25 protein-coding genes, 1 other RNA gene and 1 riboswitch are annotated in these 25,451 nt (G+C 39.4%); of the genes, 18 read left to right on the plus strand and 8 right to left on the minus strand.

The annotated features are described in order from the left end of the window. Nucleotides 1-89: 89 nt before the first annotated feature. From IEO70_RS19070 to IEO70_RS19085, 4 genes are all read left to right on the plus strand, one after another. Entirely contained in the window at nucleotides 90-1,079 is a 990-nt protein-coding gene (locus tag IEO70_RS19070; protein ID WP_190999964.1) for a DUF2515 family protein, read from the plus strand. 471 nt (nucleotides 1,080-1,550) lie between these two features. Beyond that, complete coding sequence (locus tag IEO70_RS19075) at nucleotides 1,551-1,805, plus strand: hypothetical protein (RefSeq protein ID WP_190999965.1); 255 nt, start codon at nucleotides 1,551-1,553, stop codon at nucleotides 1,803-1,805. 140 nt (nucleotides 1,806-1,945) lie between these two features. Next, nucleotides 1,946-2,311: a DUF1798 family protein gene (locus IEO70_RS19080; protein ID WP_190999966.1), complete on the plus strand. Its 366-nt coding sequence runs from the start codon at nucleotides 1,946-1,948 to the stop codon at nucleotides 2,309-2,311. Between the two features lie 99 nt (nucleotides 2,312-2,410). Then, nucleotides 2,411-2,920, plus strand: a complete 510-nt coding sequence (locus IEO70_RS19085) for a YppG family protein (protein ID WP_190999967.1) — start codon at nucleotides 2,411-2,413, stop codon at nucleotides 2,918-2,920. Between the two features lie 39 nt (nucleotides 2,921-2,959). Here the strand turns inward: IEO70_RS19085 and IEO70_RS19090 are convergent, their stop codons facing one another. Continuing rightward, nucleotides 2,960-3,415, minus strand: a complete 456-nt coding sequence (locus IEO70_RS19090) for an Hsp20/alpha crystallin family protein (RefSeq protein WP_190999968.1) — start codon at nucleotides 3,413-3,415, stop codon at nucleotides 2,960-2,962. Between the two features lie 90 nt (nucleotides 3,416-3,505). Between IEO70_RS19090 and IEO70_RS19095 the strand changes: the two genes are divergently transcribed. Further along, nucleotides 3,506-4,513 (plus strand): IS1595 family transposase, encoded by a 1,008-nt coding sequence (locus tag IEO70_RS19095; protein ID WP_190999969.1) that lies wholly within the window; start codon nucleotides 3,506-3,508, stop codon nucleotides 4,511-4,513. Between the two features lie 50 nt (nucleotides 4,514-4,563). Here IEO70_RS19095 and IEO70_RS19100 read toward each other — a convergent pair whose 3' ends face one another. Next, complete coding sequence (locus IEO70_RS19100; RefSeq protein WP_190999970.1) at nucleotides 4,564-4,812, minus strand: hypothetical protein; 249 nt, start codon at nucleotides 4,810-4,812, stop codon at nucleotides 4,564-4,566. Between the two features lie 549 nt (nucleotides 4,813-5,361). Here IEO70_RS19100 and IEO70_RS19105 point away from each other — a divergent pair. The 7 genes from IEO70_RS19105 (at nucleotide 5,362) to IEO70_RS19135 (ending at nucleotide 12,702) form a co-directional block, all read left to right on the plus strand. Continuing rightward, nucleotides 5,362-5,748, plus strand: coding sequence for a CotD family spore coat protein (locus tag IEO70_RS19105; protein WP_190999971.1), 387 nt, complete (start codon nucleotides 5,362-5,364; stop codon nucleotides 5,746-5,748). 278 nt (nucleotides 5,749-6,026) lie between these two features. Then, complete coding sequence (locus IEO70_RS19110; protein ID WP_190999972.1) at nucleotides 6,027-6,587, plus strand: DUF1273 domain-containing protein; 561 nt, start codon at nucleotides 6,027-6,029, stop codon at nucleotides 6,585-6,587. 108 nt (nucleotides 6,588-6,695) lie between these two features. Then, complete coding sequence (gene gpsB, locus IEO70_RS19115) at nucleotides 6,696-7,010, plus strand: cell division regulator GpsB (protein ID WP_190999999.1); 315 nt, start codon at nucleotides 6,696-6,698, stop codon at nucleotides 7,008-7,010. A 78-nt stretch (nucleotides 7,011-7,088) separates the two neighbouring features. Next, an RNA gene (rnpB, locus tag IEO70_RS19120) (RNase P RNA component class B) lies at nucleotides 7,089-7,482 on the plus strand. A 366-nt stretch (nucleotides 7,483-7,848) separates the two neighbouring features. Next, complete coding sequence (locus IEO70_RS19125) at nucleotides 7,849-9,000, plus strand: THUMP domain-containing class I SAM-dependent RNA methyltransferase (RefSeq protein WP_190999973.1); 1,152 nt, start codon at nucleotides 7,849-7,851, stop codon at nucleotides 8,998-9,000. Between the two features lie 136 nt (nucleotides 9,001-9,136). Next, entirely contained in the window at nucleotides 9,137-11,074 is a 1,938-nt protein-coding gene (locus IEO70_RS19130) for an ATP-dependent DNA helicase (RefSeq protein WP_191000000.1), read from the plus strand. 113 nt (nucleotides 11,075-11,187) lie between these two features. Continuing rightward, nucleotides 11,188-12,702, plus strand: coding sequence for a carboxypeptidase M32 (locus IEO70_RS19135; RefSeq protein WP_190999974.1), 1,515 nt, complete (start codon nucleotides 11,188-11,190; stop codon nucleotides 12,700-12,702). Between the two features lie 519 nt (nucleotides 12,703-13,221). On the opposite strand, the gene IEO70_RS19140 is transcribed toward IEO70_RS19135, so the two are convergent. From IEO70_RS19140 to IEO70_RS19150, 3 genes are read right to left on the minus strand one after another with little or no spacing between them, the layout of a single operon-like run. Beyond that, nucleotides 13,222-14,874 carry a b(o/a)3-type cytochrome-c oxidase subunit 1 gene (locus IEO70_RS19140; RefSeq protein WP_190999975.1) on the minus strand — a complete coding sequence of 551 codons (1,653 nt, stop codon included), beginning with the start codon at nucleotides 14,872-14,874 and terminating at the stop codon, nucleotides 13,222-13,224. Further along, on the minus strand, nucleotides 14,871-15,350 hold the full coding sequence (locus tag IEO70_RS19145) for a cytochrome c oxidase subunit II (RefSeq protein ID WP_190999976.1): 480 nt from the start codon (nucleotides 15,348-15,350) through the stop codon (nucleotides 14,871-14,873). Before IEO70_RS19145 ends, IEO70_RS19140 begins: the two co-directional genes overlap by 4 nt. A 22-nt stretch (nucleotides 15,351-15,372) precedes the next feature. Beyond that, nucleotides 15,373-15,522 (minus strand): cytochrome c oxidase subunit 2A, encoded by a 150-nt coding sequence (locus IEO70_RS19150; RefSeq protein WP_190999977.1) that lies wholly within the window; start codon nucleotides 15,520-15,522, stop codon nucleotides 15,373-15,375. Between the two features lie 328 nt (nucleotides 15,523-15,850). Continuing rightward, a riboswitch (purine riboswitch) is annotated at nucleotides 15,851-15,952 on the plus strand. Nucleotides 15,953-16,080: 128 nt separating this feature from the next. Between IEO70_RS19150 and IEO70_RS19155 the strand changes: the two genes are divergently transcribed. From IEO70_RS19155 to IEO70_RS19180, 6 genes are all read left to right on the plus strand, one after another. Then, entirely contained in the window at nucleotides 16,081-16,668 is a 588-nt protein-coding gene (locus IEO70_RS19155) for a xanthine phosphoribosyltransferase (protein ID WP_190999978.1), read from the plus strand. Then, nucleotides 16,668-17,984: a nucleobase:cation symporter-2 family protein gene (locus tag IEO70_RS19160; protein WP_190999979.1), complete on the plus strand. Its 1,317-nt coding sequence runs from the start codon at nucleotides 16,668-16,670 to the stop codon at nucleotides 17,982-17,984. Before IEO70_RS19155 ends, IEO70_RS19160 begins: the two co-directional genes overlap by 1 nt. 142 nt (nucleotides 17,985-18,126) lie before the next feature. Continuing rightward, a complete protein-coding gene (locus IEO70_RS19165) occupies nucleotides 18,127-19,626 on the plus strand; it encodes a class I adenylate-forming enzyme family protein (RefSeq protein WP_190999980.1) in 1,500 nt (499 codons plus the stop codon). Between the two features lie 160 nt (nucleotides 19,627-19,786). After that, a complete protein-coding gene (locus tag IEO70_RS19170) occupies nucleotides 19,787-19,924 on the plus strand; it encodes a hypothetical protein (protein WP_190999981.1) in 138 nt (45 codons plus the stop codon). Between the two features lie 267 nt (nucleotides 19,925-20,191). Further along, on the plus strand, nucleotides 20,192-20,650 hold the full coding sequence (locus tag IEO70_RS19175) for a hypothetical protein (RefSeq protein ID WP_206711660.1): 459 nt from the start codon (nucleotides 20,192-20,194) through the stop codon (nucleotides 20,648-20,650). After that, nucleotides 20,638-20,931, plus strand: a complete 294-nt coding sequence (locus tag IEO70_RS19180; protein WP_190999982.1) for a DUF2653 family protein — start codon at nucleotides 20,638-20,640, stop codon at nucleotides 20,929-20,931. The genes IEO70_RS19175 and IEO70_RS19180 overlap by 13 nt, the downstream gene beginning before the upstream one ends. A 72-nt stretch (nucleotides 20,932-21,003) precedes the next feature. On the opposite strand, the gene IEO70_RS19185 is transcribed toward IEO70_RS19180, so the two are convergent. The 3 genes from IEO70_RS19185 to ppk1 all read right to left on the minus strand — a co-directional run bounded on the left by IEO70_RS19185 (nucleotide 21,004) and on the right by ppk1 (nucleotide 25,447). Further along, complete coding sequence (locus IEO70_RS19185; protein ID WP_190999983.1) at nucleotides 21,004-21,999, minus strand: NADPH:quinone oxidoreductase family protein; 996 nt, start codon at nucleotides 21,997-21,999, stop codon at nucleotides 21,004-21,006. 431 nt (nucleotides 22,000-22,430) lie between these two features. Beyond that, on the minus strand, nucleotides 22,431-22,955 hold the full coding sequence (locus IEO70_RS19190; protein WP_190999984.1) for an acyl-CoA thioesterase: 525 nt from the start codon (nucleotides 22,953-22,955) through the stop codon (nucleotides 22,431-22,433). A gap of 236 nt (nucleotides 22,956-23,191) precedes the next feature. Next, the gene (gene ppk1 / locus IEO70_RS19195; protein ID WP_190999985.1) at nucleotides 23,192-25,447 is read right to left on the minus strand and encodes a polyphosphate kinase 1; all 2,256 of its coding nucleotides are present in this window, start codon (nucleotides 25,445-25,447) and stop codon (nucleotides 23,192-23,194) included. Nucleotides 25,448-25,451 lie beyond the last annotated feature (4 nt).

Consider the following 25,451-nt stretch of genomic DNA (forward strand, 5'->3'; position numbering starts at 1 on the left):
TGAAATCTAGTATAAAATAAATGGAATCATTTCAACCTAACTACAAAATGATACACTATTTTTTCATAAATTAGAAAGAGGTTGCTTTCATGTACTTTTTATTGCCACCGATTGACAAAGATTATAGTATACATGACATTTTAAGCACGATTCAGTGTCTCACTAAAAAATGGAATATAGATAATATTTCAAGGACTAATGCTTATTTTCGATATTTTCAAACTCATCCGGAAATAGAGTGGTCATTTCTCGCAAGTATGGTCTCCAGGAATGCCGGTTACAATATGTGCGATCTTGAAGGAAGCCCTTTAAAAGATACTTTATCCCCACAATATCGAAACTATTTATTTCTTACTTACGAAAAGGCCAATTATTTAATTTTTAAGGATGTTTTCCCTCAGTTGCTTCTTTATCATTATTCGACGTTATTAAATGAAAAAATGTTTCACTGTTTGCGGTATTTTTTTGTGACAGCCTTTATGGAGAGTGAATGGGAGTATTTTTGGGAGTATAGCGACCGTAAACGGTTGATGACTGCACTCATTATTAATGAACAAAATGTTATTCAAAAGCCGGTGATTGAAGATCCTTTCTTTCAGAAGAACGTTTTTCAATCAAAACTGTTTTGGTTACAAGATGCTTTAAGACTGAATGCGGTCCTTTTCCCAACTATCAAAGGGGAGTTATACGGATTGCCGGTTCATCATTTCAGAAAGTTGGACAAGCGGATTGTTCTTGGGAAAGGGTTGGCGAAAATATTATTTGATGATCAGCTTTTTCAGCATTTTTATCAATTTGCTTATTTGACGGAACACACCGGCTCCAGAATTGATTATGAACAATACTTTTCAAATAGAAAGCGAAGAGAAACTCCTTTTTTAAGAGCCGTTTATCCTGTTATTCAGCACCCTGACTATGAATTGGAAAATTGGGATGATAAGCGAAGAGTGCAAAAAAAGTGGTTTTCTCAATCGAATCTGCCGAACAAAGTGAACAATATGACACAATTACATAAAAAGAAAAGGCAACAACTTGAGCGGTTTATTTATTTATACCGGTTCATGAAAACTACTCGCTAAAAAAAGAGCCAACATCGAGATGGCGTTGACATTTCGATGTTGGCTGTTTCGTGCCTTATAAGGGTGGAACAAAGACTAAAACCGCCACGGCCGCATGTCTTTGTCTATGTCTTTGTGACTCTTATCCTGAGAGCCTCAGTTCATACGGTGCTGACCGGGCACTTTTGCTTTTGTTCTTTTTATGTCGCTGGACGATCCGGTTTATCCAGTTTTGGATTTCCTTTTCCAGCTTTTGTTGTTTTGCTTTTATGTTCTTTCAACTCTTGCTCTTTTGAATCATTTCTTCCCATTATGTCACACCTCCTAAAAACATTCTTCTCAAAACTATAGCGAAATATGTATAAGAATTTGTCGAAAGTCTGCCGGAAGTTATTTTCTTTGACGATTTCCTTCTAGTTTTGTCAACGGTGAAGGGATTCATATTTATTTTTAGAATAATTACGGGAAAAGAATGCTTTTTGAGGAGGTAAAATGATGCAAAATCAATTAATACCGACTGAAGAACTGGAGATGCTGATTAGTGAGATGAATGAGCGATTGGATGCATTGGAAGTGCAAGTATCGAATATAGCTGAGAGAGAGCGTTCCGGTTTTGTTAATGAAAAGATGCAGCAGATTGAAAATGTGCAAAACCAAATCAATCAATTAAACGATAATATAAACCGCCAGCGCAGTGTGAAAACAAAGCAGCCTGCCATCATCATTCATCCGAAATACAGCGTCTAGATTAGACGCTTTTTTTTGTTTCCTTTTTCATCAAGGAGAATCCAAGTAGCGTATTCATGTTGAAAAAGGACCGGTGACGGTTTTTCTTTTGAAGGGTATAATAGCAATACTAGTCACGAAAATCAGGAGGTTATGGCATAGTGTCAAAAACTGAAGCATTAGCACTTACTGAGCAGATGCTCAAACTATTGGATGAAATAAATGACTTATATGAAGAGGTAAGGGCAACGAAGAAGGAATGTGATTTTACAAATGAGGTAGAGCCATTTGCTAAAAAAGCGGATGAACTGACAGACAGTTGGCAGCAGCGCATAGAAGCAGTCATCCAAAATGAACAGGGTCACTTTACCGGTGAAAGACATGTTGGGCAAGTCGTTGAAAATATTCGTCAGTTAAGTGTGCAAGCCTTTTATTGGAGTACAAGCTACAGCCGTTTTAAGGGGTATTTGCAGTCGACGCAATTTCTGCTGAAAACGATGGAAAGGCAATTGAAAGAGAGCGAATAAGCGAGTTACACAAAATGCCCTTCATACATATACTATAACAAATATTTTTGCCTTATTTGAAGGGAGCTGAAATTTCTCATGAGGAGACCAAACCGCCAAATGGTCCGGTATGAATCATATAATCAGCCGATATATCCGATGATGGGTAACTTTCAAAATGCGTATGGTCCTCCTGGCTATCAGCAAGCGCCTCCAGCTTATCCGCAGCAGGCGCCCTTTATGGCAACAGGCGGGTTTTATCCATATAGCGCGATGTCTCAAAATCAATATGCACCAGAGCAAGGGATGCCCTTGGGACAGAACTATTACAATCAGACTGCACCTCCAAGGCCAAATCCAACCCTTTCTCCATTTGCCAACCCTCTGCAAATGAAAAAAAACCAGCAACAGTCTCCCCAAATGCCATATCCGAATCCTTATCCGAAGCAGAGTTTTATGCAGAAGCCGCAGACTTCCGGATTTCAGTCTGTCCTGAAACAATTTAAAACGCAGGATGGATCTTTCGATATCAATAAAATGATGAATACGGCAGGGCAAATGATGGGAACGGTAAGTCAGGTGCAGAGTATGTTTAAAGGGTTAGGAGGCTTATTTAAAACAACGCCATAACTAATGAAAAAAGGATCGTCAATTTAAAGACGATCCTTTTTAGGCTTTTATTTTTATGGCTGTTCCTTTTAATTTCGGTACCTTTATTTCTAACAGTCCGTCATTATGTCCGGCTGTCACTGCTTTTTCATCAATCGGTTTGACAAATGTCACACTGCGTTGAACGGTTTGTTTCGATTGGCGGTATTCATATGTTTTCTTGTTAGTATCTTCTTTTTTAAATGTTTCCTGATTTTCTACTGTAATGACCAAAGTTTGTTTATACGCTTCAATTTGAATTTGCTGTTTGCTGATGCCAGCTAATTTGGCTCTGACAATATACATATTTTCTTTTTCTTCCGTTTCAATAGGAAAGCTTCTGTTTTGGGGGGATTGCAGGAAGAAATCATCAATAGATTGAAGCAAACCGCTGCCTTTATGGGTCTTATTTCCGAAAAGATGGTTCATATTGGTGATGAAATCAGAGAATAAATCAGGTCTGTTTTGAGAAGGCATATTTTTATTTGGCTGTTTTCGTATAAAATGTTGCTCTTTTGACCAGACTCTTGATAGGTGTTAAAATACTGCCACAGGAGGGGTTTTAGAATGTGGAAAGACGTTTATGCTGATTTCACGGATTTACCAAAACACGAACAACAGATGCTATTTGACATTATAAAAGAAGAATTTTTCTCAAATGCAGAAGAAGAAATGAAAGATGCATTCACTACAATCAGAGAAACACGCTTCAATGGAGGGCTAGCTTGTGTTCACTGCGGCAGTGTTAAGGTGAAAAGAAACGGTAAATACAGAAATAGACAAAGGTATCTTTGCCGTGATTGCGGCAAGTCTTTCAATGATTTAACTAACACCCCTATATCGGGAACTCATTACCTTGGGAAGTGGTCTACCTTCTTTCAGTTAATGGTCGAGGGATATACATTGCCGAAGATTGCTGAAAGACTGAATATCCATTTATCTACTGCATTTTATTGGAGACATAAGGTGCTTTTCGCCCTTCGTTCATTAGGATTTAATACACTAAAGGGGATTATTGAAAGTGACGAGACCTTTTTCAAAGAATCATTAAAAGGGCGTAACGTGATTGATAGAAAGCCCAAGAAGCGTGGAGGGAGAGATAAAAAGAGAGGGATTAGCAACCTAAAAATCGCTGTTGTGGTAGCACAAGACCGTAATGGTCAAGTCATTGCACAGAAAGCTGGAACAGGTCGAGTAAAAGCAGAAGAAATTGATGCTGTCATCGGGGATTACATTGACCCCTCTTCTTTGCTATGCACAGACACTGCAACAAATTATAGAAAGTTTGCTCTTTTAAAGGAGCTTAAACACGAAACAATCAACCTGAGCAAAGAGGGTTATGTTAAGAAGGGAATATACCATCTTCAACACGTGAACAGTTACCATAAGCGATTAAAAGATTGGATGCAACGGTTTCAAGGAGTAGCAACCAAGTATTTGGACAACTACCTCTACTGGTTCAACTTCCTTCAACAAAGCAAAAAGATGTCGGAAAAGGAACGAATAAACCAAATGCTTTTAAGTGCGTGTCAGAAATCTAATATGATTACGGTCAAATTTTTGCGTGAAGTATAAAAACAACCACTTCTCAAAAGAAGCGGCTGTATTCATTATTATATATATGATTAGATTTGTCCTGAATAAATAAATAGTACAAAAGGAATTATTGGAATCAAAAATAGAAAAGGTATAAATTTTGAAAAGCCAGTTTCACGTTTTGAAAAGGCTATGATACTTACAACTAGTGAAAGGATGTAAAGTATGATACCTGGATATAGAACATATAGCTGTTGAATATAGCCGATGCCAATAATCAACAAGGACACGCCAAGTGTTACTGAAATTAAAGATAGTTTACTGAATAAATTCCCCAAAGTTGTTCCTCCCATCTTAGATTGTAATTTCTAATGCCAATTGGTTAAGAGATTGTTCTCTAAATATATTACCATATAATTATAATTTTTCATTCATTTTCCTTCTCACGCTATTCTGCCAAGTGTATCTCATTCCAAAGAGCACTTTAATCCATTAGCAACAATCTTTCCGAAAACAGCCTTTTATTTAGACGTTGTTCAGACATTGATTATGGCTCTCCTTTCTATAAGTGTAGACAATTAACTTGTATATAAATATGACCAATTTTTTTGATATGTGCATGGTTACGCTCAATTTACCGTTGTTTGCTGTATGTGAAATGTGTAAAATGAAGAGCGTAATAAATCTTGAAATAGCGGTGATTTTTTATGCATAAAGTAATTTTAGCTTCTTTTTTTATTGCATTGCTTTTAACAGTTGTAGCTTTTACGTTAATGAAAAATAGCTCCTATGCTTTGTTATAAATTGGGTTATTTAACTAGTGCAAATGCCTTGTATTTTTCATAGATTGTTAAGGAAATAAATTTATGAAGAAAGGGGCCACTACAATGAACGTAAGAAATATTAATCAAGGGGTTGTTTCTCCAACATATACCGGCCCGGTTGGAAATTGGGGTTTCAGTGGCGTCCAGGCAGGAGGATTTGTTGCCGAAGGTTTTGCACCGGCACCAGGATATTGTTGGTCCGCATCACCTAATAACTTTGCGCCTACTCAAACAACATCACCAATCGTTCACCCAACGCGACAATCTGTTAGCAGAAATGTATTCAGGCATGTAGTACCTCATGTTCATCCGAGCCACCATCATACAGTTAATGAGCATGTATACCAACATCAGCATTATGTAACAAATACTTGTTCTACCTCTAATAGATGCTGCAGTCAGCATGTATTTTGTGGTCCGCTTCCTACAAGACCTTGCGGATGGTGCTGATAAACGACTAGGGCTGGTGAACAGCCCTTTTCTAACAAAACAGTATAGTTTAACTTCAAGGTTTTTCTAGCTTCTAAAGTTGAACTTGGATAGCTGTCTAATCTTATACCTGCCATGCTCGGTCCTAAGCTGCCTCCCCCAAGAAACCAAAGGCGGGTTTCTTGTGTGATTCATCATAGTCCTCCCGCATGTCTCCTTTTTCATTGAAGTGAATTCAAGAGGCTGATTCTAAAATGAAAAAGGATCGGTGACAGTTTTTTCTAATTAAGGAGATTGAAATGCTGAAAGTACTTTACATAACAGGCTATAAAAATTTTGAATTAGGGATTTTTGATCAAAATGCAAAAGAAGTCGTTTTCATAAAAAAAGAGGTTCGTAAACGGCTTGAAGATTTTCTTGAAGAAGGCTTAGAGTGGGTGATTATTTCAGGGCAACTCGGTGTTGAGCTATGGGCCGGAGAAGTCGTTCTCGAACTGAAGAAAAGCTATCCGCAACTCCGTTTGGCTATCATCACTCCGTTTTTGCAGCACGAGAGCAATTGGAATGAGAAGAATCAGGAGTATTATCAGTCGATTGCTTCTCAGGCTGATTTTGTCCAAGCTGTGTCTAATCAGCCTTATGTCAGTCCAGCTCAATTTAAGAACCGCGATCAGTTCTTACTGAACAAAACAGACGGCACGCTCATTTTTTATGATGATGAAAATGAGGGATCGCCTCAATATTTTTGGAGAAAAGCCAGGGAATATGCTGAGAATCACCCTTATGAAGTTTTTCAAATCAGTTTTTACGATATTCAGCAAATTATAGAAGAAGCAGCATATGAACATAATAATGAATAATGTTTCCTTTATTTTTAATAATATTTCAGAAGTAAATTGACAAAGACTGTCCTTTTTGAAAAAATAATAATAAAAGTCATGAATAGAGACATGTATTGAGGTGATCAGATAATGTCGGATAAAATTAAATTAACTGCACAAAATATTTTAGAAAAAGAATTTAAGACAGCTATGCGCGGCTATAAGCCAGAAGAAGTTGATCAATTCTTGGATATTGTAATCCGTGATTATGAAACATTCCAGCAAGAGATTGAGGAATTAAAACAAGAAAACATGAAATTGCGTAAGAAAATAGAAGAAGGAAGCAGCCGAACAGCTCCACAAGGGTATCAGCAGGCTGCACCAGGAACAACTAATTTTGATATTTTGAAAAGATTGTCAAATCTAGAGAAACACGTATTTGGCAATAAACTATACGAATAAAAAATATTACTCTATTCAAGTTTTTACCATTGAAAAAATGTACATCAATGATTATAATAGGTAATGTTGTGTTTGATAACGTTCGGGTAATTGCTGCAATTGCATTATGCAGATTGTAGAGGAAAGTCCATGCTCGCACAAGCTGAGATGCTTGTAGTGTTCGTGCCTAGTGAAAAAATAAGCTAGGGCAGCTTTGACGGCTGACGGCCGGGGAGCGACCTAAGTCCATTCGGATATGGTCCAGTACCCTATAAAAGTGCCACAGTGACGTAGCCTTGTCAGAAATGGCAAGGGTGGAACGGGTAAACCCCACGAGCGAGAAACCCAAATTTAGGTAGGGGCACCTTACACCTTGGAAATGAACGAGGTAAAGGACAGGCATATGCCTGTAGATAGATGATTACCGCCTTCTGTATGAGACTGAAAAAATCGGTCGTTTGCAATACGAAGGAACAAAACATGGCTTATAGAGCGTTGTCAAATTCATATTAATTTATAACTTGATGCTAAAACAAAAGACTCTCCTTTTAAGCGGAGAGTCTTTATTGTATCTTAAGAAAGAATATATTTTTTGAACTTGGATAGCTGTCTAACCTTATACCTGCCATGCTCGGATGCCTACAGGATGTTGGTCATATCGGTGAAGGCATGCGGACGTGGTGCCTTTAGCCGATGTTCCCTTTTCCTGTCTCTCCCAATAAACCAAATGCGGGTCGGGTTTCTTGTGTGCAGGACCGGTAACGGTTTTTCTTGTACTATCGGGAAATTGTTCGAATGCAAATAAGAAATTCTTTTGATAATATATTAAACAAAGCAATTACAATTAAAAGGTGATGAAATGGCACAATACACAATTATTGCGACAGCAGCAATGGGTTTAGAAGCTCTTGTCGCTAAAGAAGTAAGAGCACTAGGCTACGAATGTACTGTCGATAATGGCAAGGTAATCTTTAAAGGAGATGAAACTGCGATTGCGAGAGCCAATATGTGGCTTCGTACTGCGGATCGAGTGAAGATTCAAGTAGCACAATTCAAGGCACTTACTTTTGATGAGCTGTTTGAAAATACAAAGGCAATACCATGGGAAAACTTCATTCCTGAAAATGGCGAATTTCCTGTTGCCGGCAAATCGCACAAATCAAAACTTTTCAGTGTTTCCGACTGTCAGGCTATCGTGAAAAAAGCGATTGTTGAACGTTTAAAAAGGGCTTACAACCGTATTGCCCGCTTCGAGGAAAACGGACCGCTATTTAAGCTGGAAATCGCTATGCTGAAAGATGTGGCAACAATCACATTAGATACATCAGGCGTCGGCCTGCATAAACGCGGTTATCGAGTTGATCAGGGGGAAGCTCCTTTGAAAGAAACTTTGGCGGCAGCTCTTGTGATGCTGACAAATTGGCAGCCAGACCGTCCGCTTGTTGACCCGTTTTGCGGATCTGGAACAATTGCGATTGAGGCCGCTATGATTGGTCAGAATATCGCGCCCGGCTTTAACCGTGAATTTGTCTCTGAAACTTGGCCTTGGATGCCGGAATCTGTATGGGAAAAGGTTCGTGATGAGGCTGATGAGAAAGCGAATTACGATCAGCCGCTTAATATCACAGGCTCCGATATCGATCACCGTATGGTGGAAATCGCGAAGAAAAATGCTCTGGAAGCTGGTTTTGGCGATTTAATTACGTTCAAGCAAATGCAGGTCAGCGATTTTACTGTGAATGAAAAATATGAACAGTATGGTGTTATTATCGGAAATCCTCCATATGGTGAGCGTTTGAGCGACCAAGCTGCTGTGGAAAAGATGTATACGGAAATGGGTAAAGTATTCGGGCAATATGAAACATGGTCTGTATATATGCTGACTTCCCATGAAGGATTTGAACGTTTTTATGGAAAGCCGGCAACGAAAAAGCGTAAGCTGTTCAACGGCTTCATTAAAACAGACTTCTATCAATACTGGGGCAAAAGACCGCCTAGAAAAGAACAGTAAAATACATAAGTCCTCCTTGTATGAATAGAAAAAAGAGAGGAATTATGTTAAAAGAGGTATAATAAATATAAGACGAAAAAATTGGCAGGAAGAACAACTCTCTGCCAATTTTTCTTGTGGACCGAACAAAGAAAGGATTTTTACAATGCTGAAAACACTTCCGTTTACTATTTCAAAAAACGATGCATTTTATGACAAATTATCCGAATGGATCGGTGATGTGTTTTATGACATTTTGCCGGAAAAAGGCTTTGAAGAAAGAGATGAGCAAATTTTCATGGCTTTTCAGCTGGAAAAGGCCTTTAAAGAAAAGAAGACAATATTCGCTGAAGCGGGAGTAGGAACCGGGAAAACGATTGTTTACTTGCTCTATGCGATTTGCTATGCACGCTACACAAACAAACCTGCAATTATTTCTTGTGCTGATGAAACATTGATTGAGCAGCTCGTTAAGGAAGAAGGAGATATTGCCAAGCTATCGGAAAGTTTAGGGTTAAATATTGATGTCCGACTGGCGAAGTCAAGAGACCAATACGTCTGCTTGAACAAAATGGACAGAGCGTATATGGAGGAAGACAGCGAAAACATTGATCAGCTGTATGATGACCTTCCGAAATTTATTAATGATTTTTCTTCAATGACTAAATTTGAAGTGTATGGCGACAGAAAAGAATATCCTTACCTAACGGATGAAGAATGGAGCAAAGTCGGTTGGGATTCGCTTCAAAACTGCTTCTCATGCGAGAAACGCCACCGATGCGGTCAAACGTTATCCCGTGACCATTACCGTAAGGCGCAAGATTTAATTGTGTGCTCGCACGACTTCTTCATGGAACATATTTGGACAAAAGAAGCACGAAAAAGGGAAGGACAGCTTCCGTTATTGCCTGAATATAGTACGGTTATTTTTGATGAAGGACATTTGCTTGAGTTTTCGGCGCAAAAAGGTTTAACATACCGAATCGCAGAAGATACATTGTTCGAAGTGCTGACAGCGTTGCAAGCGAATGATATGAGAGAAGAAACTTTGTTATTGATTGAAGACTGCATTCATGAGAATGAAGAATTTTTTAAACAGTTGCAAGACGGCAGTCATCACATTAAAGGTTCGCACCGTTATGAAATTACCGTACCGAAATTAATTCAGCAAAAAGCGGAGCGTTTACAAAAGCATATTGATGAAATTCTGGAAGCGCTGGTATTTGAAGCGGAAATGTACACGATCGATGAATACACATTAAAGGGAAGCGAAGAGTTTCTTGAACAAGTCTCCTACTCGCTATCTTTGTTCTCAACGGGCAAAAATGCTGTTGTGTGGCTTGAAAAAGCGGACTTAAAAAATGTATTAGTAATCATGCCGAGATTGGTCAGTGATATTCTTGGACAAGAAGTATTCTCGAAGAAAATGCCATATGTCTTCTCTTCTGCAACATTATCTGAAGAAGGTTCATTCGACTATATTGCTAACAGCTTAGGCATTAAAGATTATTTAAGCTTCTCGGTTGATTCACCTTTTGACTATGAAGAGGTAATGAAGGTAGAGCTGTCCATGGCAGATGCGCAAGATACTTCAAGCAAAGATCAAGCGGTTATCGAGCTTATGCGTGAAAACAATGGAAGTACATTAGTATTGTTCCCGTCTCTTGAGGAAATGGAGCAATTCAAGAAAGTCGTTTCTGCAGAAGAGTTCGCCTTCCCGGTTTATTTTGAGGGCGACGAAGAAATGAGTAAAACAGTCAAGAGATTCCAAAATGAACAGCATTCGGTTCTATGCTCATACCATCTGTGGGAAGGATTAGACGTACCAGGACACGCGCTGACAAAAGTAGTCATTTACAACTTGCCATATCCGCCGAACGATCCGGTCTTCCAAGCGAAGAGAGAAGTGCTTGACAATCCGTTTGAACAAGTTGACTTGCCGTACATGCTGCTTCGTTTGCGTCAAGGCATTGGACGCCTGATTCGCACAAGCAGCGACCACGGTACAATTCATTTATTCGTAGACAGTTATACTAGTGAAGAAGTTCTTCGTCATATCGGAAATGTCTTGCCAGTAAAGCCGGAAATTAAATAAGAAAAACCGTCACCGGATAAAAGGAGAAGACCAGCCATTAAGGGGTCTTCTCTTTTTTATGGCATAGTTCTGCCACAAATATGATAAAATGAATCAAATGGGAGGTAGAGGAAATGACAGTGAAAACTATTGAAAAAGATTTTCTGGATTTTGTACAAAAAATGACAGCTTACAATGAAGCTTTGGCATTAATATATTGGGATTTGCGCACAGGAGCACCTAAAAAAGGAGTCGATCAGCGCTCTGTTGTTATCGGACAGCTTTCTTCGGAAGTATTTGCTATGTCAGTGAGCGGTGAGATGGGATATTACATACAAGCATTAACAGAAGAAGACACATGGAACTACCTTTCGCTGACAACACAAAAACTGGTAGAAGATTGTCAAAAAGAATATGATCGTAATAAAAAGATTCCAGCAGAAGAATATAAAGATTATACGATGTTGACAACGAAAGCGGAAAGCGTGTGGGAAGAAGCGAAAGAAAAGTCTGACTTTGCAATGTTCCAGCCGTATTTGGAGAAAATCGTCGACTACAATCGTAAGTTCATTGAATATTGGGGTTATGAAGGCAATAAATATAATACATTATTAGACATTTATGAGCCTGGAATGACAGTTGAGATTTTAGATTCAGTATTTGGAAAACTCAGAAATGAAATTGTACCGATGGTGAAAAAAATCGCGGAAAGCAAGCATAAACCGGAAGTCGATTTCTTATTTAATCATTTTCCAAAAGAGCAACAAAAAGACTTCAGCTTAAAGATCTTAGAACAGTTGCAATATGATTTTGATGCGGGACGTCTTGATGAAACAGTGCATCCATTTGAAATTACCATTAATGCCAATGATGTCCGAATTACAACGAAATATGATGAAAATGATTTCCGAACTGCTGTCTTCGGTACTATCCATGAATGCGGACATGCCATTTATGAGCAAAACATTTCAAAAGAACTGATGGGTACAACATTAGCTTCCGGAACTTCAATGGGTATTCATGAATCGCAATCATTATTCTTTGAAAACTTTATCGGCCGCAGTTTTAGCTTCTGGAAGAGCAATTATCCAGAACTTCAAAAAACGGCGCCGGAACAATTCGGTAATGTGAAATTAGAAGACTATTACCGTGCCATTAATGAATCGAAGCCATCACTGATCCGCATTGAGGCAGACGAACTTACGTATCCATTGCATGTAATGGTACGTTATGAAATTGAAAAAGCTCTAATTAATAATGAAATTGAAGTGGCAGACCTTCCAAAAGTATGGAATGAAAAGTATAAAGAATACTTAGGAATTGAGCCAACGAACGATGGCGAAGGTGTTCTCCAAGATGTACACTGGGCAGGTGGCAGCTTCGGTTACTTCCCTTCATATGCACTAGGCTATATGTATGCGGCACAATGGAAAAATGCGATGCTAAAAGACCTTCCGAATTACGATGAGTTATTGGCTGAAGGGAATGTTGCGCCGGTTAAAGAATGGCTTAGCGAGAACATCCATCAATACGGCAAGTTGAAAAAGCCATTGGAACTTCTTCAAGATATTACGGGAGAAGGCCTAAATGTCGACTATTTAATTCGTTATTTGCAAGAGAAGTACAGTGATATTTATAAACTTAGCTGATAAAAAGAGGTGTCTTCAAGGCACTTCTTTGCTAAATAGTTAATAGAATGAATAAAATAAAAGGATAGAGCAGCCGCGGAAAAGGGCTGCATCTATCCTTTTTAATTTCTAAGAAGGTATGCAATTTTTGAACTTGGAAAGCTGTCTAATCTTATACCTGCCATGCTAAGGAGGCCTACAGGATGAAGGACATATCGGCGAAGGCATGCGGACGTGGCACTTTTAGCCGATGTTCCTTTTTCATCGAGGTAAATCTAAGTAGCATTCTCGTGATGAAAAAGGACCGGTGACGGTTTTTCTCATGCTTTAGGAAATTATAAAAATCTACATTGTGTATAAGTTGAAAAAGGTGTATTGACGTCCAGCTCCAGCGTCCAGCACCTATTGCCCTTCGGCAACCCCCCTTCGATAAGTCAACGCTGAAATGTGGAATCGGCCCGCAAGTCGTGTTTCCTTTATCTCGGTCGGCGTCCTCCAGTTCATACGGTGCTTTTTAGAGGGCGCTTGCGCTTTTGTTCTTTACCATAGTTTATAACCAGGTGATCCTGGTGGTGCATTTTGAATCATATCGACAAACGGTATCGTGTAAGCGAAAAGAATCAAGACAACCATAACACCAAGCCATAATTTCCAGTTTTCGAATACGGCAGGCGTTTTTTCAGCATGTTCAGATGTTTCGCCAACAGGAAATTCTTGATCGCCTTTCGGTGCAAAGAAAGCAAGATTGATGAAAATATAAACGACCAAAATGATACCGATGAACAAAATTGAACCGCCGATAGCCTGTGCATATTGATACGGAATCCATTCAAGAGCTTGCTCTGAATTTCCGTAAGTAGAGAAAGATGAACGACGCGGTGCACCCAGTAAGCCGGCAGCGTGCATTGCCCCGGACATGAACGCCATACCGATTGCCCATAGACCAGCCTGAATGATCGCTAGATTGTTCATTTTTTTCGTTAATACACGGCCTGTTAAATGAGGCACTAACCAATATGAAATACCGAAATATGTTAAGACAACAGAAGTAGCCAACGTCAAATGGAAGTGTCCTGTTACCCAAATTGAATTATGAACAACTTGGTTCAATTGGTTAGAAGCGTTAACCATACCAGATGCGCCGGCAGGGATAAATGCAACCATTCCGATGAATGGAACTAGGAAGCGCGCATCGCCCCATGGCAGTTTTTTGAACCAGCCGAATAAGCCGGTAGCCCCTTTAGAACGTCCGTATGTTTCAAAAGTCCCGAATAAAGAGAAGGCAGTCATCAAGGATGGGACAACAACCAAGAATGTCAGAATAACCTGTAAGAATTTCCAAGCTGGATCAATACCCGGTTCAAGCAACTGATGGTGGAATCCGACCGGCACTGAGAAGATTAAGAATAAAATGAATGACATACGTGCTAATGAATCGGAGAAAACAGGTGTATTCAACACTTTTGGAATAACGACATACCAGCACATATAGGCAGGTAATAGCCAGAAATATACAAGCGGATGTCCGAAGTACCAGAAAAGCGTACGACTGATTAAAACATCCACAGTGTCAACTAAACCTAGCGACCATGGAAGCAATTGACCTAATACTGTTGCGGCTACACCAAGAGATGCAATAACCCAAAGCAATGTATTAATAACGACCATATATGTAAGCAACGGACTGTTTTTGCCAGGATTAGCTTTTCTCCATTTTACGTAATGAGTAAGCATACTTCCGCTTGCGCACCAGCTTCCGACAACGACTAATGTTAATCCGATATAAAAAATCGGATGCGCTTGCAGCGGAGCGTAAAAAGTGAACAAAACGGATGCTTCTTTCAATAGAACCATCGCAGCAGCCATAGCTGTACCGATAGTCATTAAAATAAAGCCCACCCAACCGGTTACACGCAATTTATCGGATAATGTACCGGCTGTTTTGCTGACAGCCGCGAACTGGAAGCCGATAATAAAGAATGTTGTGAGAATTAGTCCAAGTAAGACACCATGTACTGTTAATACTTGGTAATAATCAATTCCGAACGGAAGTTCAACCTTGCCTGTACGAACCAATACTTGAAGCAAACCTGCAAATCCGCCAATGAAAAGCGCTATAAATGCCACATAAAAGTGAGCCATAACCAACTTAGCATCACGTGGATCAACTTTAGACATCGATGTTTTCATCATTGTTCAACCACCTCAATTCTTGAGTTCATCATGTGATGACCTACCCCGCAATACTCGTTGCACAATACAAGGAATTCACCAGGTTTATTAAATGTTGTAATATATTCACTGATGAATCCAGGTGTAAGCATCATATTAATGTTTGTCCCAGCTACACTGAAGCCGTGAATGACGTCTTTTGTCGTAGCCTTTACTTTTACTGTCGCCCCATTAGGCACTTCAATTTTGCCAGGATTGTATTGGAATGCGGATGCGACAAAAATCAATTCATAATCCCACTCTTCTCCTTCTACTTTATGTAGACCTGGCTCAGTAAATGGTTTCGTTTCATCTACTTTAGCCGGATCAATAGTCAACATACAGCTTGGCGGCTGATTTCCGAGATAGAACGCGCTCACTCCGAGTACGGTCAAAAATATTAAGAGCGCGGCTGCTCCGAAAGTTAGCCATAACTTCTCAAATTTATGCATATGCATGGCGTTTTTCCCCCCTCAAGTTCTATAAACGGCTGACAAATAATGAATATACACTTACCCATGTAATAACAATTACTAATCCAAGTATAATAACGGAAGCGAGTGTTCCCTTTAATGACCCGTGTTCGTCATTGTGAGGATCTGGCTTTTTCTTTAATTGTGTTTGTGCCATTTTTTTTACTCCTTTCTATATTCTAGAAATTGCTATAATTACAGTTTTATCATACAAAACTATCCAAAATTTACTAGATGGGTTTCTTGTTTTCACACATTGTTCATTCCTAACATTAACAATGGTTATATAGTGTAAAATTGATAAATCAAGCGGATTTTCACTTTTTTAATGAGGAGAAATGTGAATTAAATGTGAAGCAAAATGGCGCGCTGTAAACAGTTAGAAAGGGCTTACATTTGAACGGTTAAAAATATCTGAATATAAAGATTTTTACAATGATGCAAAAAAGTCTATGCAAAGCATGCTGTAATTGTTATAATACAAAAATATTAAATATGATGTCTCTCATATAATAGCGAGAATATGGCTCGCGAGTTTCTACCAAGTTACCGTAAACAACTTGACTATGAGTGAGTAATTTTTTTCTTGAGTTTATACAGCTCAGGCTTAGTTGCTGCACTCTGATTTTATGAGGTTGCAGTAAAGGCCTGAGCTTTTTTGTTTATACGGAAAAATACTTGCAAATGAGAAGACGATAAGCTTTGGAGGTATAGTATGGAAGCGTTGAAGCAAAAAATTATTGATGAAGGGAAAGTTCTTTCGGATACAGTATTAAAAGTAGACTCATTTGTTAACCATCAAATGGATCCGGTATTGATGAAGCAGATCGGGGAAGAATTTGCTGAAAGATTCAAAGGAATGGGCATCACAAAAGTTCTTACGATTGAATCTTCAGGGATTGGTCCGGCATTAATGACTGCGCTTGAAATGGGCGTTCCGATGATTTTTGCCAGAAAACGCAAATCATTAACATTGACTGATGGCTTAATTACAGCTACTGTGCGTTCATTTACAAAGCAGGAAACTAACGAAATAACGATTTCACGCGATTTCATTACAGAAGGCGACAATGTATTAATCATTGATGACTTTTTAGCAGTCGGACAAGCAGCTCTAGGTTTGATTGAAATAGTCAAACAAGCTGGAGCAAATCCTGTCGGAGTCGGAATTGTCATTGAGAAATCATTCCAGGACGGACATAGAACGGTGAAAGAAACAGGCGTTAAATTGGAATCTCTTGCAAAAATTGCTTCATTAGAAAATGGAAAAGTACAATTTGTAAACGAAGGGGATCAACAATAATGAAAAACATTGGGCCAATGAAAATTACTTCCTTAGGTATTCAGCATGTATTGGCAATGTATGCCGGTGCAGTTATCGTTCCATTAATTGTCGGTGGGGCATTAGGTCTTACTGCTGAGCAATTAACGTATTTAGTTTCAATTGACATTATGATGTGCGGGGTTGCGACTTTACTGCAATTATATCGTAATAAATTTATGGGTATCGGCTTGCCGGTCATGCTTGGCTGTACGTTTACAGCTGTAGCGCCTATGATTGCAATCGGCACAGAGTATGGCATGAACAGCATTTTTGGCTCAATCATTGCTTCCGGATTGATTGTTGTATTGATCAGTAAGTTTTTCGGAAAGCTTGTTCGTTTCTTCCCGCCTGTTGTAACAGGTTCAGTAGTTACGATTATCGGTATTACATTAATTCCGGTTGCTATTAACAATTTAGCAGGCGGACAAGGTTCAGCAGACTTCGGTTCTTTGACAAACTTGGCTTTAGGTTTCGGGACATTATTAGTTATTATTGTATTATATAAATTCAGCACAGGTTTCCTTCGTGCGATTTCCGTATTAGTAGGTCTGATTATCGGTACAGTTGCAGCATTCTTAATGGGAATGGTTGATACACAAAACATTACAGACGCGGCATTCTTCCGTGTTCCGACACCATTCTACTTCGGGATGCCGACATTCGAAATCGCGCCAATTGTTACGATGACCTTAGTGGCAATTGTCAGCTTAGTAGAATCAACCGGCACATACTTTGCACTTGCAGATATTACAGGCAAAAAATTAAAAGAAGAAGACTTGGAAAAAGGTTACCGTGCGGAAGGTTTCGCGAGTATTCTTGGTGGTCTGTTTAACGCATTCCCTTATACAACGTTCTCACAAAATGTTGGCTTGCTACAAATGTCCGGCGTGAAAACGAAAAAAGTAATTTATGTAGCAGCAGGTTTCTTGATTCTATTCGGTTTAGTGCCAAAAATCGGTGCGGTAACGACAGTCATTCCTTCAGCTGTAATCGGCGGAGCGATGGTTGCGATGTTCGGCATGGTTATTTCAGCAGGTATTAAAATCTTAAGTCAAGTAAACTTGGCTTCTCAAGAAAATATGTTTATCGTTGCGATCTCAGTTGCGATTGGTTTAGGGGTAACGGTTGTGCCTAATCTATTCGCTCAACTTCCCGGCAGCATCACAATTTTAACAAGTAACGGAATCGTTGCCGGCAGCGTAACAGCTATCGTGTTAAACATTGTCTTCAATATGATCGGCAAAAAGAAGGAAGCAGAAGCTATCGCCCCAACAGCTCAAAGGCAAGCTTCTTAATTTACAGTTTAATATTCTTTGAAAAACACTCTAATTTATTAAATTAGGGTGTTTTCTAGTTTTAAAAATAATAGACATCATATAAGCTAGTCGCTATAATTCATTTGAATGGATAAAAATGTAAAATAAGGGGCTGGTAATCGTGTTTGTATTTGAACAGTTAGCGAAGCACGCGGAAATGCAACCGGAACAAGCAATTACATCTTTTCAAGGAAGAGTAACGACATATCGGGATTTTTACTGGCAAGCGAAAAATTTAGCTGCATACTTCCAAAGGCAAGGCCTCGAGCAAGGCGATGTTATCGCCGTTTACCTCCATAATTCCGATTACTTCTTAAAATGTTATTACGCCTGTCAGCTTGGAGGTTTTGTCGTTTTACCAGTTAACACAAAACTGACTGCATCAGAGCTGGACTTTATTTTCATACATTCAGAAGCGAAAGCGCTTCTATATGATGTCCGCTTTTCGGATACTTTAAGTCAACTTCCGTCCTCACTGGAAACTTTCTCATGCACCTTACCGATTGATGAACAGTTCCATTCAATACTCAATAATGATACAAGTCATTTTACACAGCCTGTTATTGACCCTAAAGATACAGCAGTGATCTTTTATACTTCTGGTACGACAGGTAAACCGAAAGGCGTGATGTTATCGGGAAACAATGTGAAAGCTGTCGCGGAGATTTGGGCTACAGCAATGGATATTACGTCTAATGACCGTATGCATATTGTAGCACCGCTTTTCCATTGCGCAGCGAGCCATGTGTTCAGCATACCTGTCATTTATCGCGGGGGGACAATTGTAATAGAAGAGATATTTTCTCCGGAGCTAACGATGAAGACGATGGAAACAGAAGATGTAACAATATTTTTCGGTGTGCCGGCGATGTACAATATAATGCTCAATACAGGAAAGATGGGCGAATTAAAGCTGCCGAGTTTGCGTTTGTTTGCCTATGGGGCAGCGCCGATGCCATATGAATTGGTCAAGAAATTGAAAGCGCTTTTTCCGGAGGTGAAGTTGCAAAACTTATACGGGCAAACGGAAAACTCACCGGCTGCAACGACACTGAAAGATCATTACGCGTTGGACAAGATAGGTTCAGTCGGAGAACCGTTGCCGATGACAGAAGTGCAAGTAGTCGATGAATTCGGGAAACCGTTACCGACAGGGCTTGTCGGTGAGATTGCAGTAAAGGGACCGCAAGTAATGAAGGGCTATCTAAAAAATGAAGAAGAAACGAAACGAACAATCAAGGATGGTTGGTTGTACAGCGGTGATTTAGGTCGGTTTGATGAAGATGGTCTTCTATACATTGTCGATCGTAAGAAAGATATGATTATTCGAGGTGGTGAGAATGTCTATCCGGTTGAAGTCGAGGAAGTGTTATATGAAATGCCGGCTATTTTAGAAGCAGCTGTAGTCGGTATACCGCATCAAATTTATGGGGAAGTGCCTAAGGCTTATGTTGTCTGCAAGGAAGGGCAGTCTTTAACGAAGGAGGAAGTCACAGCTTATTGCCAAACGAAACTAGCTTCGTATAAACTCCCGGTTGAGGTTGAATTTATACAAGTACTGCCTCGTAATGCGAGTGGTAAAGTATTGAAAAATGCGCTTAGGGTTAATGTTAATGTATGAAGGATGTACGGACCGTTGAGAAAGAATTTTCTCAACGGTTATTTTATGTTAGCACAAATTAAATGAGCCCATTTTTCCAAAATGTAATTGACATAAAACTCCTTCTGTTATATATTATTTATACAAATTATAAATTGTTATATAACAAGGAGGAGTAACAATGGAATTGTACCGCAAAGCTTATCATTGCTACACGACCGCATGTGAGAATTATGGGATGGAAGTGATGGACTTTCGTTATTTTATTACACATTTAACAGAAGAACAGCTAACTGCGTATAGTAAAATGATTGATTAAAAGTAAAGGACGTGATGATTACGGATCTCTTAACGGATGCCAAAACGTGACCCTGCTTAATTAACTAGTTTAATTGAAGCAGGGTTTATTTATGTTATCCTAGCTTGATACATGCCCCGTGGATAGTATCAGCCTACAGTTAGACATCAAAAATACATATAATTGCTATGGTTTTTAAGCAAGTTTTACAGTGTAATAATAGAAAATATGTTAAGATAATAACAATGGTTCATATTATCATTCAAGAAAGATGAGGGAACACAATTAATGATTAAAAAAGTACTAGCATCATTATTGGCCTTGGCTCTAGTATTAGCCCCAGCAGGAAATCTGATTTTCGATCAGGCGACAAGCCATGTTAGCGCCAAATCTTACAAATCAGGAAAGAAAAGCTTTAACACAAACAAATCAAACATCCAAAATAATAGTGATAAAAAAACAGATAACATCTCCAACAGCTCGAAAACAACAGACACAAAAACAACGAATTCAACAGCAGCAAAAAGCAAAAGCGGCGGTTTTATGAAAGGTATGCTGTTCGGGGGATTAGCTGGTTTATTATTAGGCGGTCTATTAGGGAACTTCGGAGCATTCGGAGCAATTTTAGGATTGCTGATTAATGTGATTGCCATTATGGTGGTCGTTATGCTTGTTGTGAAAATTGTTACGCTAATAAAAAATAAAAACAGACGTAAAGAGGCGGAAGAAAGACAATGGCGAAATTAAAGATTTCAGAACAAGATATCATTAATGCTATTTGTTTATATATGGCCGATTTAAAACGTATGGAGCCGGAAGAAATTGAAGTAGAGCTTATGTTTGATGATGAGGCTTACGGCTTTTCTGCAGAAGTGTTTTTCAACGGAAGAAACCAAATCATTGCTCATAAAGATATGATTGAAGCATTGCGTTTTTGGATTAAGCACTCGTTGCAAGAAAACCCTTATGCCGGCATTGAACTTGTACTTGATGACGAAGAAGGCATTATAGCTTACGTCAGCCAATAAGAAAAGCCGTCACCGATCCTTTTAATAAGAAGAGCATGAAATGAATCAAAAGTCATTTCATGCTCTTTTTGTTTAAACTAGTTTAACTAAATATCTACCTGTCGCTCCGCCTTTTAATAAGACTGGTAAGATCTCAGGGAGCTGTTTTAGCGTCACTTCGTCAGAAATAAGCTGTTCAAGATTAGCAGGTTTGTATTTTGCAGCTAGTGCTTGCCATACGTATTCGCGTTTCTTCATCGGGCATTCAACAGAATCAATGCCAAGCAAGTTAACGCCTCGCAAGATGAAAGGGAAAACGGAAGTCGGCACATTGCCGCCGCCTGTTAAACCGCTGACAGCAACCGAGCCGCCATAGTTAATTTGGCTCAATATTGATGCGAGTTGTTCCCCGCCGACCGGATCGACAGCTGCTGCCCATCTTTGCTTGCCGAGTGCACGGATTTTTCCGTCATACACTTCTTCACGAGACAGAATAGTCTCTGCACCAAGCTTTTTTAAATAATCCGTTGCTGATTGCTTGCCCGTACTTGCTTCAACTGCATAGCCTAATGTCGATAAAATTGCGACTGCGAAGCTTCCGACACCGCCTGTTGCCCCTGTTACAAGCACTTTCCCTTGATTAGGTGTAATTTGCTGCTCTTCTAATGCTTGTACGGAAAGGGCGGCCGTGAAGCCGGCTGTTCCGATAATCATTGCTTCTTTTAATGTCAGCCCTTCCGGAAGCGGCACAATCCATTCAGAAGGTATGCGTGCATATTCGCTGTAACCACCGTAATGTGAAACACCGATGCCATAGCTTGTTGCGATCACCTTGTCTCCTTCTTTAAAACGCGGATCATCGGAAGACACGACAATACCGGCTAAATCAATGCCCGGCACGAACGGGTAATTTCTCACGATATTGCCGTTCGGAATTGAAGCCAGACTATCTTTATAGTTCACACTAGAGTAGTGGACACGAATTAAAACTTCCCCTTTCGGAAGGTCTTCGATTGAAAGCTTATCCAATTCTACAGTGAACTGTTCTTCATTTTTATCGACTACAAGTGCAGTGAATTGTTCAGTCATATTCATTTCTCCTTTCCAAAATGGAAGTATCTCTTGCCCCTCATTATAAAAGAAGGTTTTTATGCTGTATATAACTGATTTCACCTTTTTGGAGATTTTACTTTTTCTTGGAATCGACTAACTCAAACAGCACTTCATGATTGGACTCACGAAGTGCTGTTTGAATGTCTTAGCTAATAAAGTATAGTTCTGAATTGATAGCTGTCTAACCTTATACCTGACATGCTTGAGGCCTACAGGATGTAGGTCACATCGGCGAAGGCATGCGGACAGGACGCCTTTAGCCGATGTTCATTACTAGCCATCCCACACAAGAAACCAAAACCAGGTTTCTCGTTCGGTTTGTCTTAGTCCTGCCGCATGTCTCCTTTTTCATTGAAGTGATTTCAATGAGCGAAATCAAAAATGAAAAAGGACCGGTAACGGTTTTTCTAACCGTTATATAAATCCCAGAAGCGTTTTGTTGTCAGTACGGAAGCGAGCTCTTTGCTTTTTACTTTGCGTTGTTTACGCATAATTGCACGCTCTTCAGCTGTTTCATGCAGTTTCTTTTCTTCATCTGTTTCAGGAATGACTTTAGGCACTTGTGTCGGACGGTTGTTTTCATCCAACGCTACAAATGTCAGAAATGCCGTAGCAGCGATTTTTCGATCACCGGTTCTTAAGTTTTCTGCTACGATTTTAACGAATACTTCCATTGATGAATTACCTGTCCATGTTACATATGATTCAAAGCAAACAGAATCGGACATGCCGATTGGTTGCAGGAAGTCGACTGAATCAGTAGAAGCTGTTACACATTCGCAACGGCTGTGGCGCGCTGCTGAGATTGATGCAACTTGGTCTAAATCGCTCATAAGTTTGCCGCCGAATAAAGTGTGATGATTATTTACGTCATTCGGGAATACGCGGCTTGTTCTGTTTACTCTTGATTCTTTACAATATTTTGGTTTCATTGCTACATCTCCTAATACAATTGAAGTGATTTATTGATGATTACTTTAGTTTTAAATATATAGGTGTTCCATTGTTGTCAATTCTACATATTACTCTTTTAATATAGAAATTTCTATTATTTTGATTATTTTTGGCTTTTCCAATATTAGGAGAGGGAATCGGGAGATGTTAATTAATGGAATAATAAGGAAAAACAGCCTCCTGAAAGACTATTAGGAAGCTGTTCGATAAAGATTTATTGTTTAGTCATTTTACTGTGTGAAAGCTGCAATCTTGATTTGCGCGGGCGCTTGACGATGCGCGGTCGTTTAGGTGTTACCGAAAGGCTTAAATCGTGCGGTTCGTGGTGATTTTCAGATGAAGGGACACTTATGTCTTGGTGTATAAAGTCATCGCTTTCTTCCTCGACTAATTGTTGTTTGGCATTTTGCAGGGCTAACTCCATAAAATGCAATTGGCTGTTCATCGGATGCTCATTCTCTGAGACAGTCTTTTTAATAAATTGCTTGTCCGGCCGTAAAATTCTCGCCTTTGTATTATCGTTCAGCTGGATTTGCAATATGTTATGGATCGCTTCTTTAATGTTGGGGTCGTAAATTGGGCAAGCAATCTCAACCCTCTTTTCCATATTTCTAGTCATAATATCTGCAGATGAGATGTATAAGTCCATACCTTTTCCTTCGCCGAAGCAATATATTCGGGAATGCTCCAAAAATCTGCCTAAAATACTCACGACTGTAATGTTTTCTGTTTTGCTAGTAATTCCTGGAACAAGACAGCAAATGCCTCGAATAATCAAATTGATTTTAACGCCGGCACATGATGCTTCAGATAACTTTGTAATCAAATCGCGATCGGTTAAGGAGTTCATCTTTAAAATGATGGAACCGTTATAGCCGTTTTGTGCTTTTATTATTTCTTCATCTATGCGAGCAAGCAATGAAGGCTTCAAGCCGGCCGGTGCAACAAGCAAGTGCCCGTAATGGCCGTCCAAATTGGCAATGGCCATGTTTTTGAAGAAATTAGCGGAATCATTTCCAATTCGGTTGCTGGCTGTAATAAACGATAGATCGGTGTACATTTTCGCCGACTTTTCACTATAATTGCCGGTGCCGATTTGTGTAATGTATTGAATTTTATTGTTTTCCAAATGTGTTATTAAACAAATTTTTGAGTGGACCTTGAAACCTTCAAAGCCATAAATAATATTGCAGCCTGCTTCTTCAAGCCGCTCCGCCCAATCAATATTGTTTTGCTCATCGAAGCGGGCTCGCAGTTCCATCAACACAGTGACGTCCTTATTGTTTTCGGCTGCTTCAATTAAGTATTCCACCAGCTTGGAATTGCTGGATAATCGATAAATCGTAATTTTAATCGAAATGACGTTATCATCGTAAGCCGCTTCTTTAATGAGCCGCAAAAATGGCTCCATCTGTTCATAAGGGTAATGCAGCAGCAAATCTTTTTTATGAACTTGACTAATGATGCTTTCTTTCTTTGAAACAGATGCCGGCACTTGAGGTTCGAATGCAGGATATGAAAGTTCCCGTAATTTATTCAAGGGCAATCTATCATGCAATGCAAAAACATAGCTCATGCTAAGAGGCGCTTTGCTTTTGTATACTTGCTCCTTTGTGATGTTAAGACGGGCAGTTAAATAGGTTAAGAGCTCCGCGGATGCTTCGTTTTGAACTTCCAATCGGACCGGTGCCAAACGTTTCCGCTTATTCAATACTTTCTTCATATGATGGCGGTAATCATCATCATCGGCGAAAACTTCATCTTCAGGGCTTATGTCGGCATTTCGTGTAACGGAAATGATGGTTTTGTCCAATAATGAAAAATGCTCAAAGACACGCTGCACATATTCATATATAATTTGTTCGATTTTTATGTAGCGGGTGCTGCTTCCGGGTAAAAAGACAACGTCGGGCAAAGACTGTGGAACCGGCACAATGCCGTAAGATGTTTGATCCTTTTCTTTCATCATTATGAAGACGTTCAGTGATTTATTAGGCAAGTGGGGGAAAGGATGGTGTATATCAACAATTTGCGGCGACAGCACCGGCAACACATAGGAAAGAAAATATTGTTCAACGTATTTTTTCTCTTTTGCATCCAGTTCCTTCAACGTGACATGATGGATATCGTAGTGTTTCAGTTTTTCTTTAATTTCCTGGAAGGCTTTGTCTTTATATTTATAAAGAGGCGCAACTTCTTTAAAGATTTTTTTCAGCTGTTCTGCGACAGTCATACCACTTTTTTTATCGATACGGTTGCCTTTTAGCAGCGACAGATCAAGAAGACTTCCGACCCGTATCATAAAAAATTCATCTAAGTTGCTTTCAAAGATAGATACGAACTTTAAACGTTCATAAAGCGGCACTGTGGGGTCACAAGCCTCATCAAGTACGCGTTCGTTAAATTTCAGCCATGACAATTCCCGGTTTTGTGTGTAGCTGAAATCGTATTTCTTTTTTAATTTTGCCATTGTA

The sequence above is a fragment of the Peribacillus faecalis genome (assembly GCF_014712675.1).
GTDB lineage: Bacteria > Bacillota > Bacilli > Bacillales > DSM-1321 > Bacillus_AD > Bacillus_AD faecalis.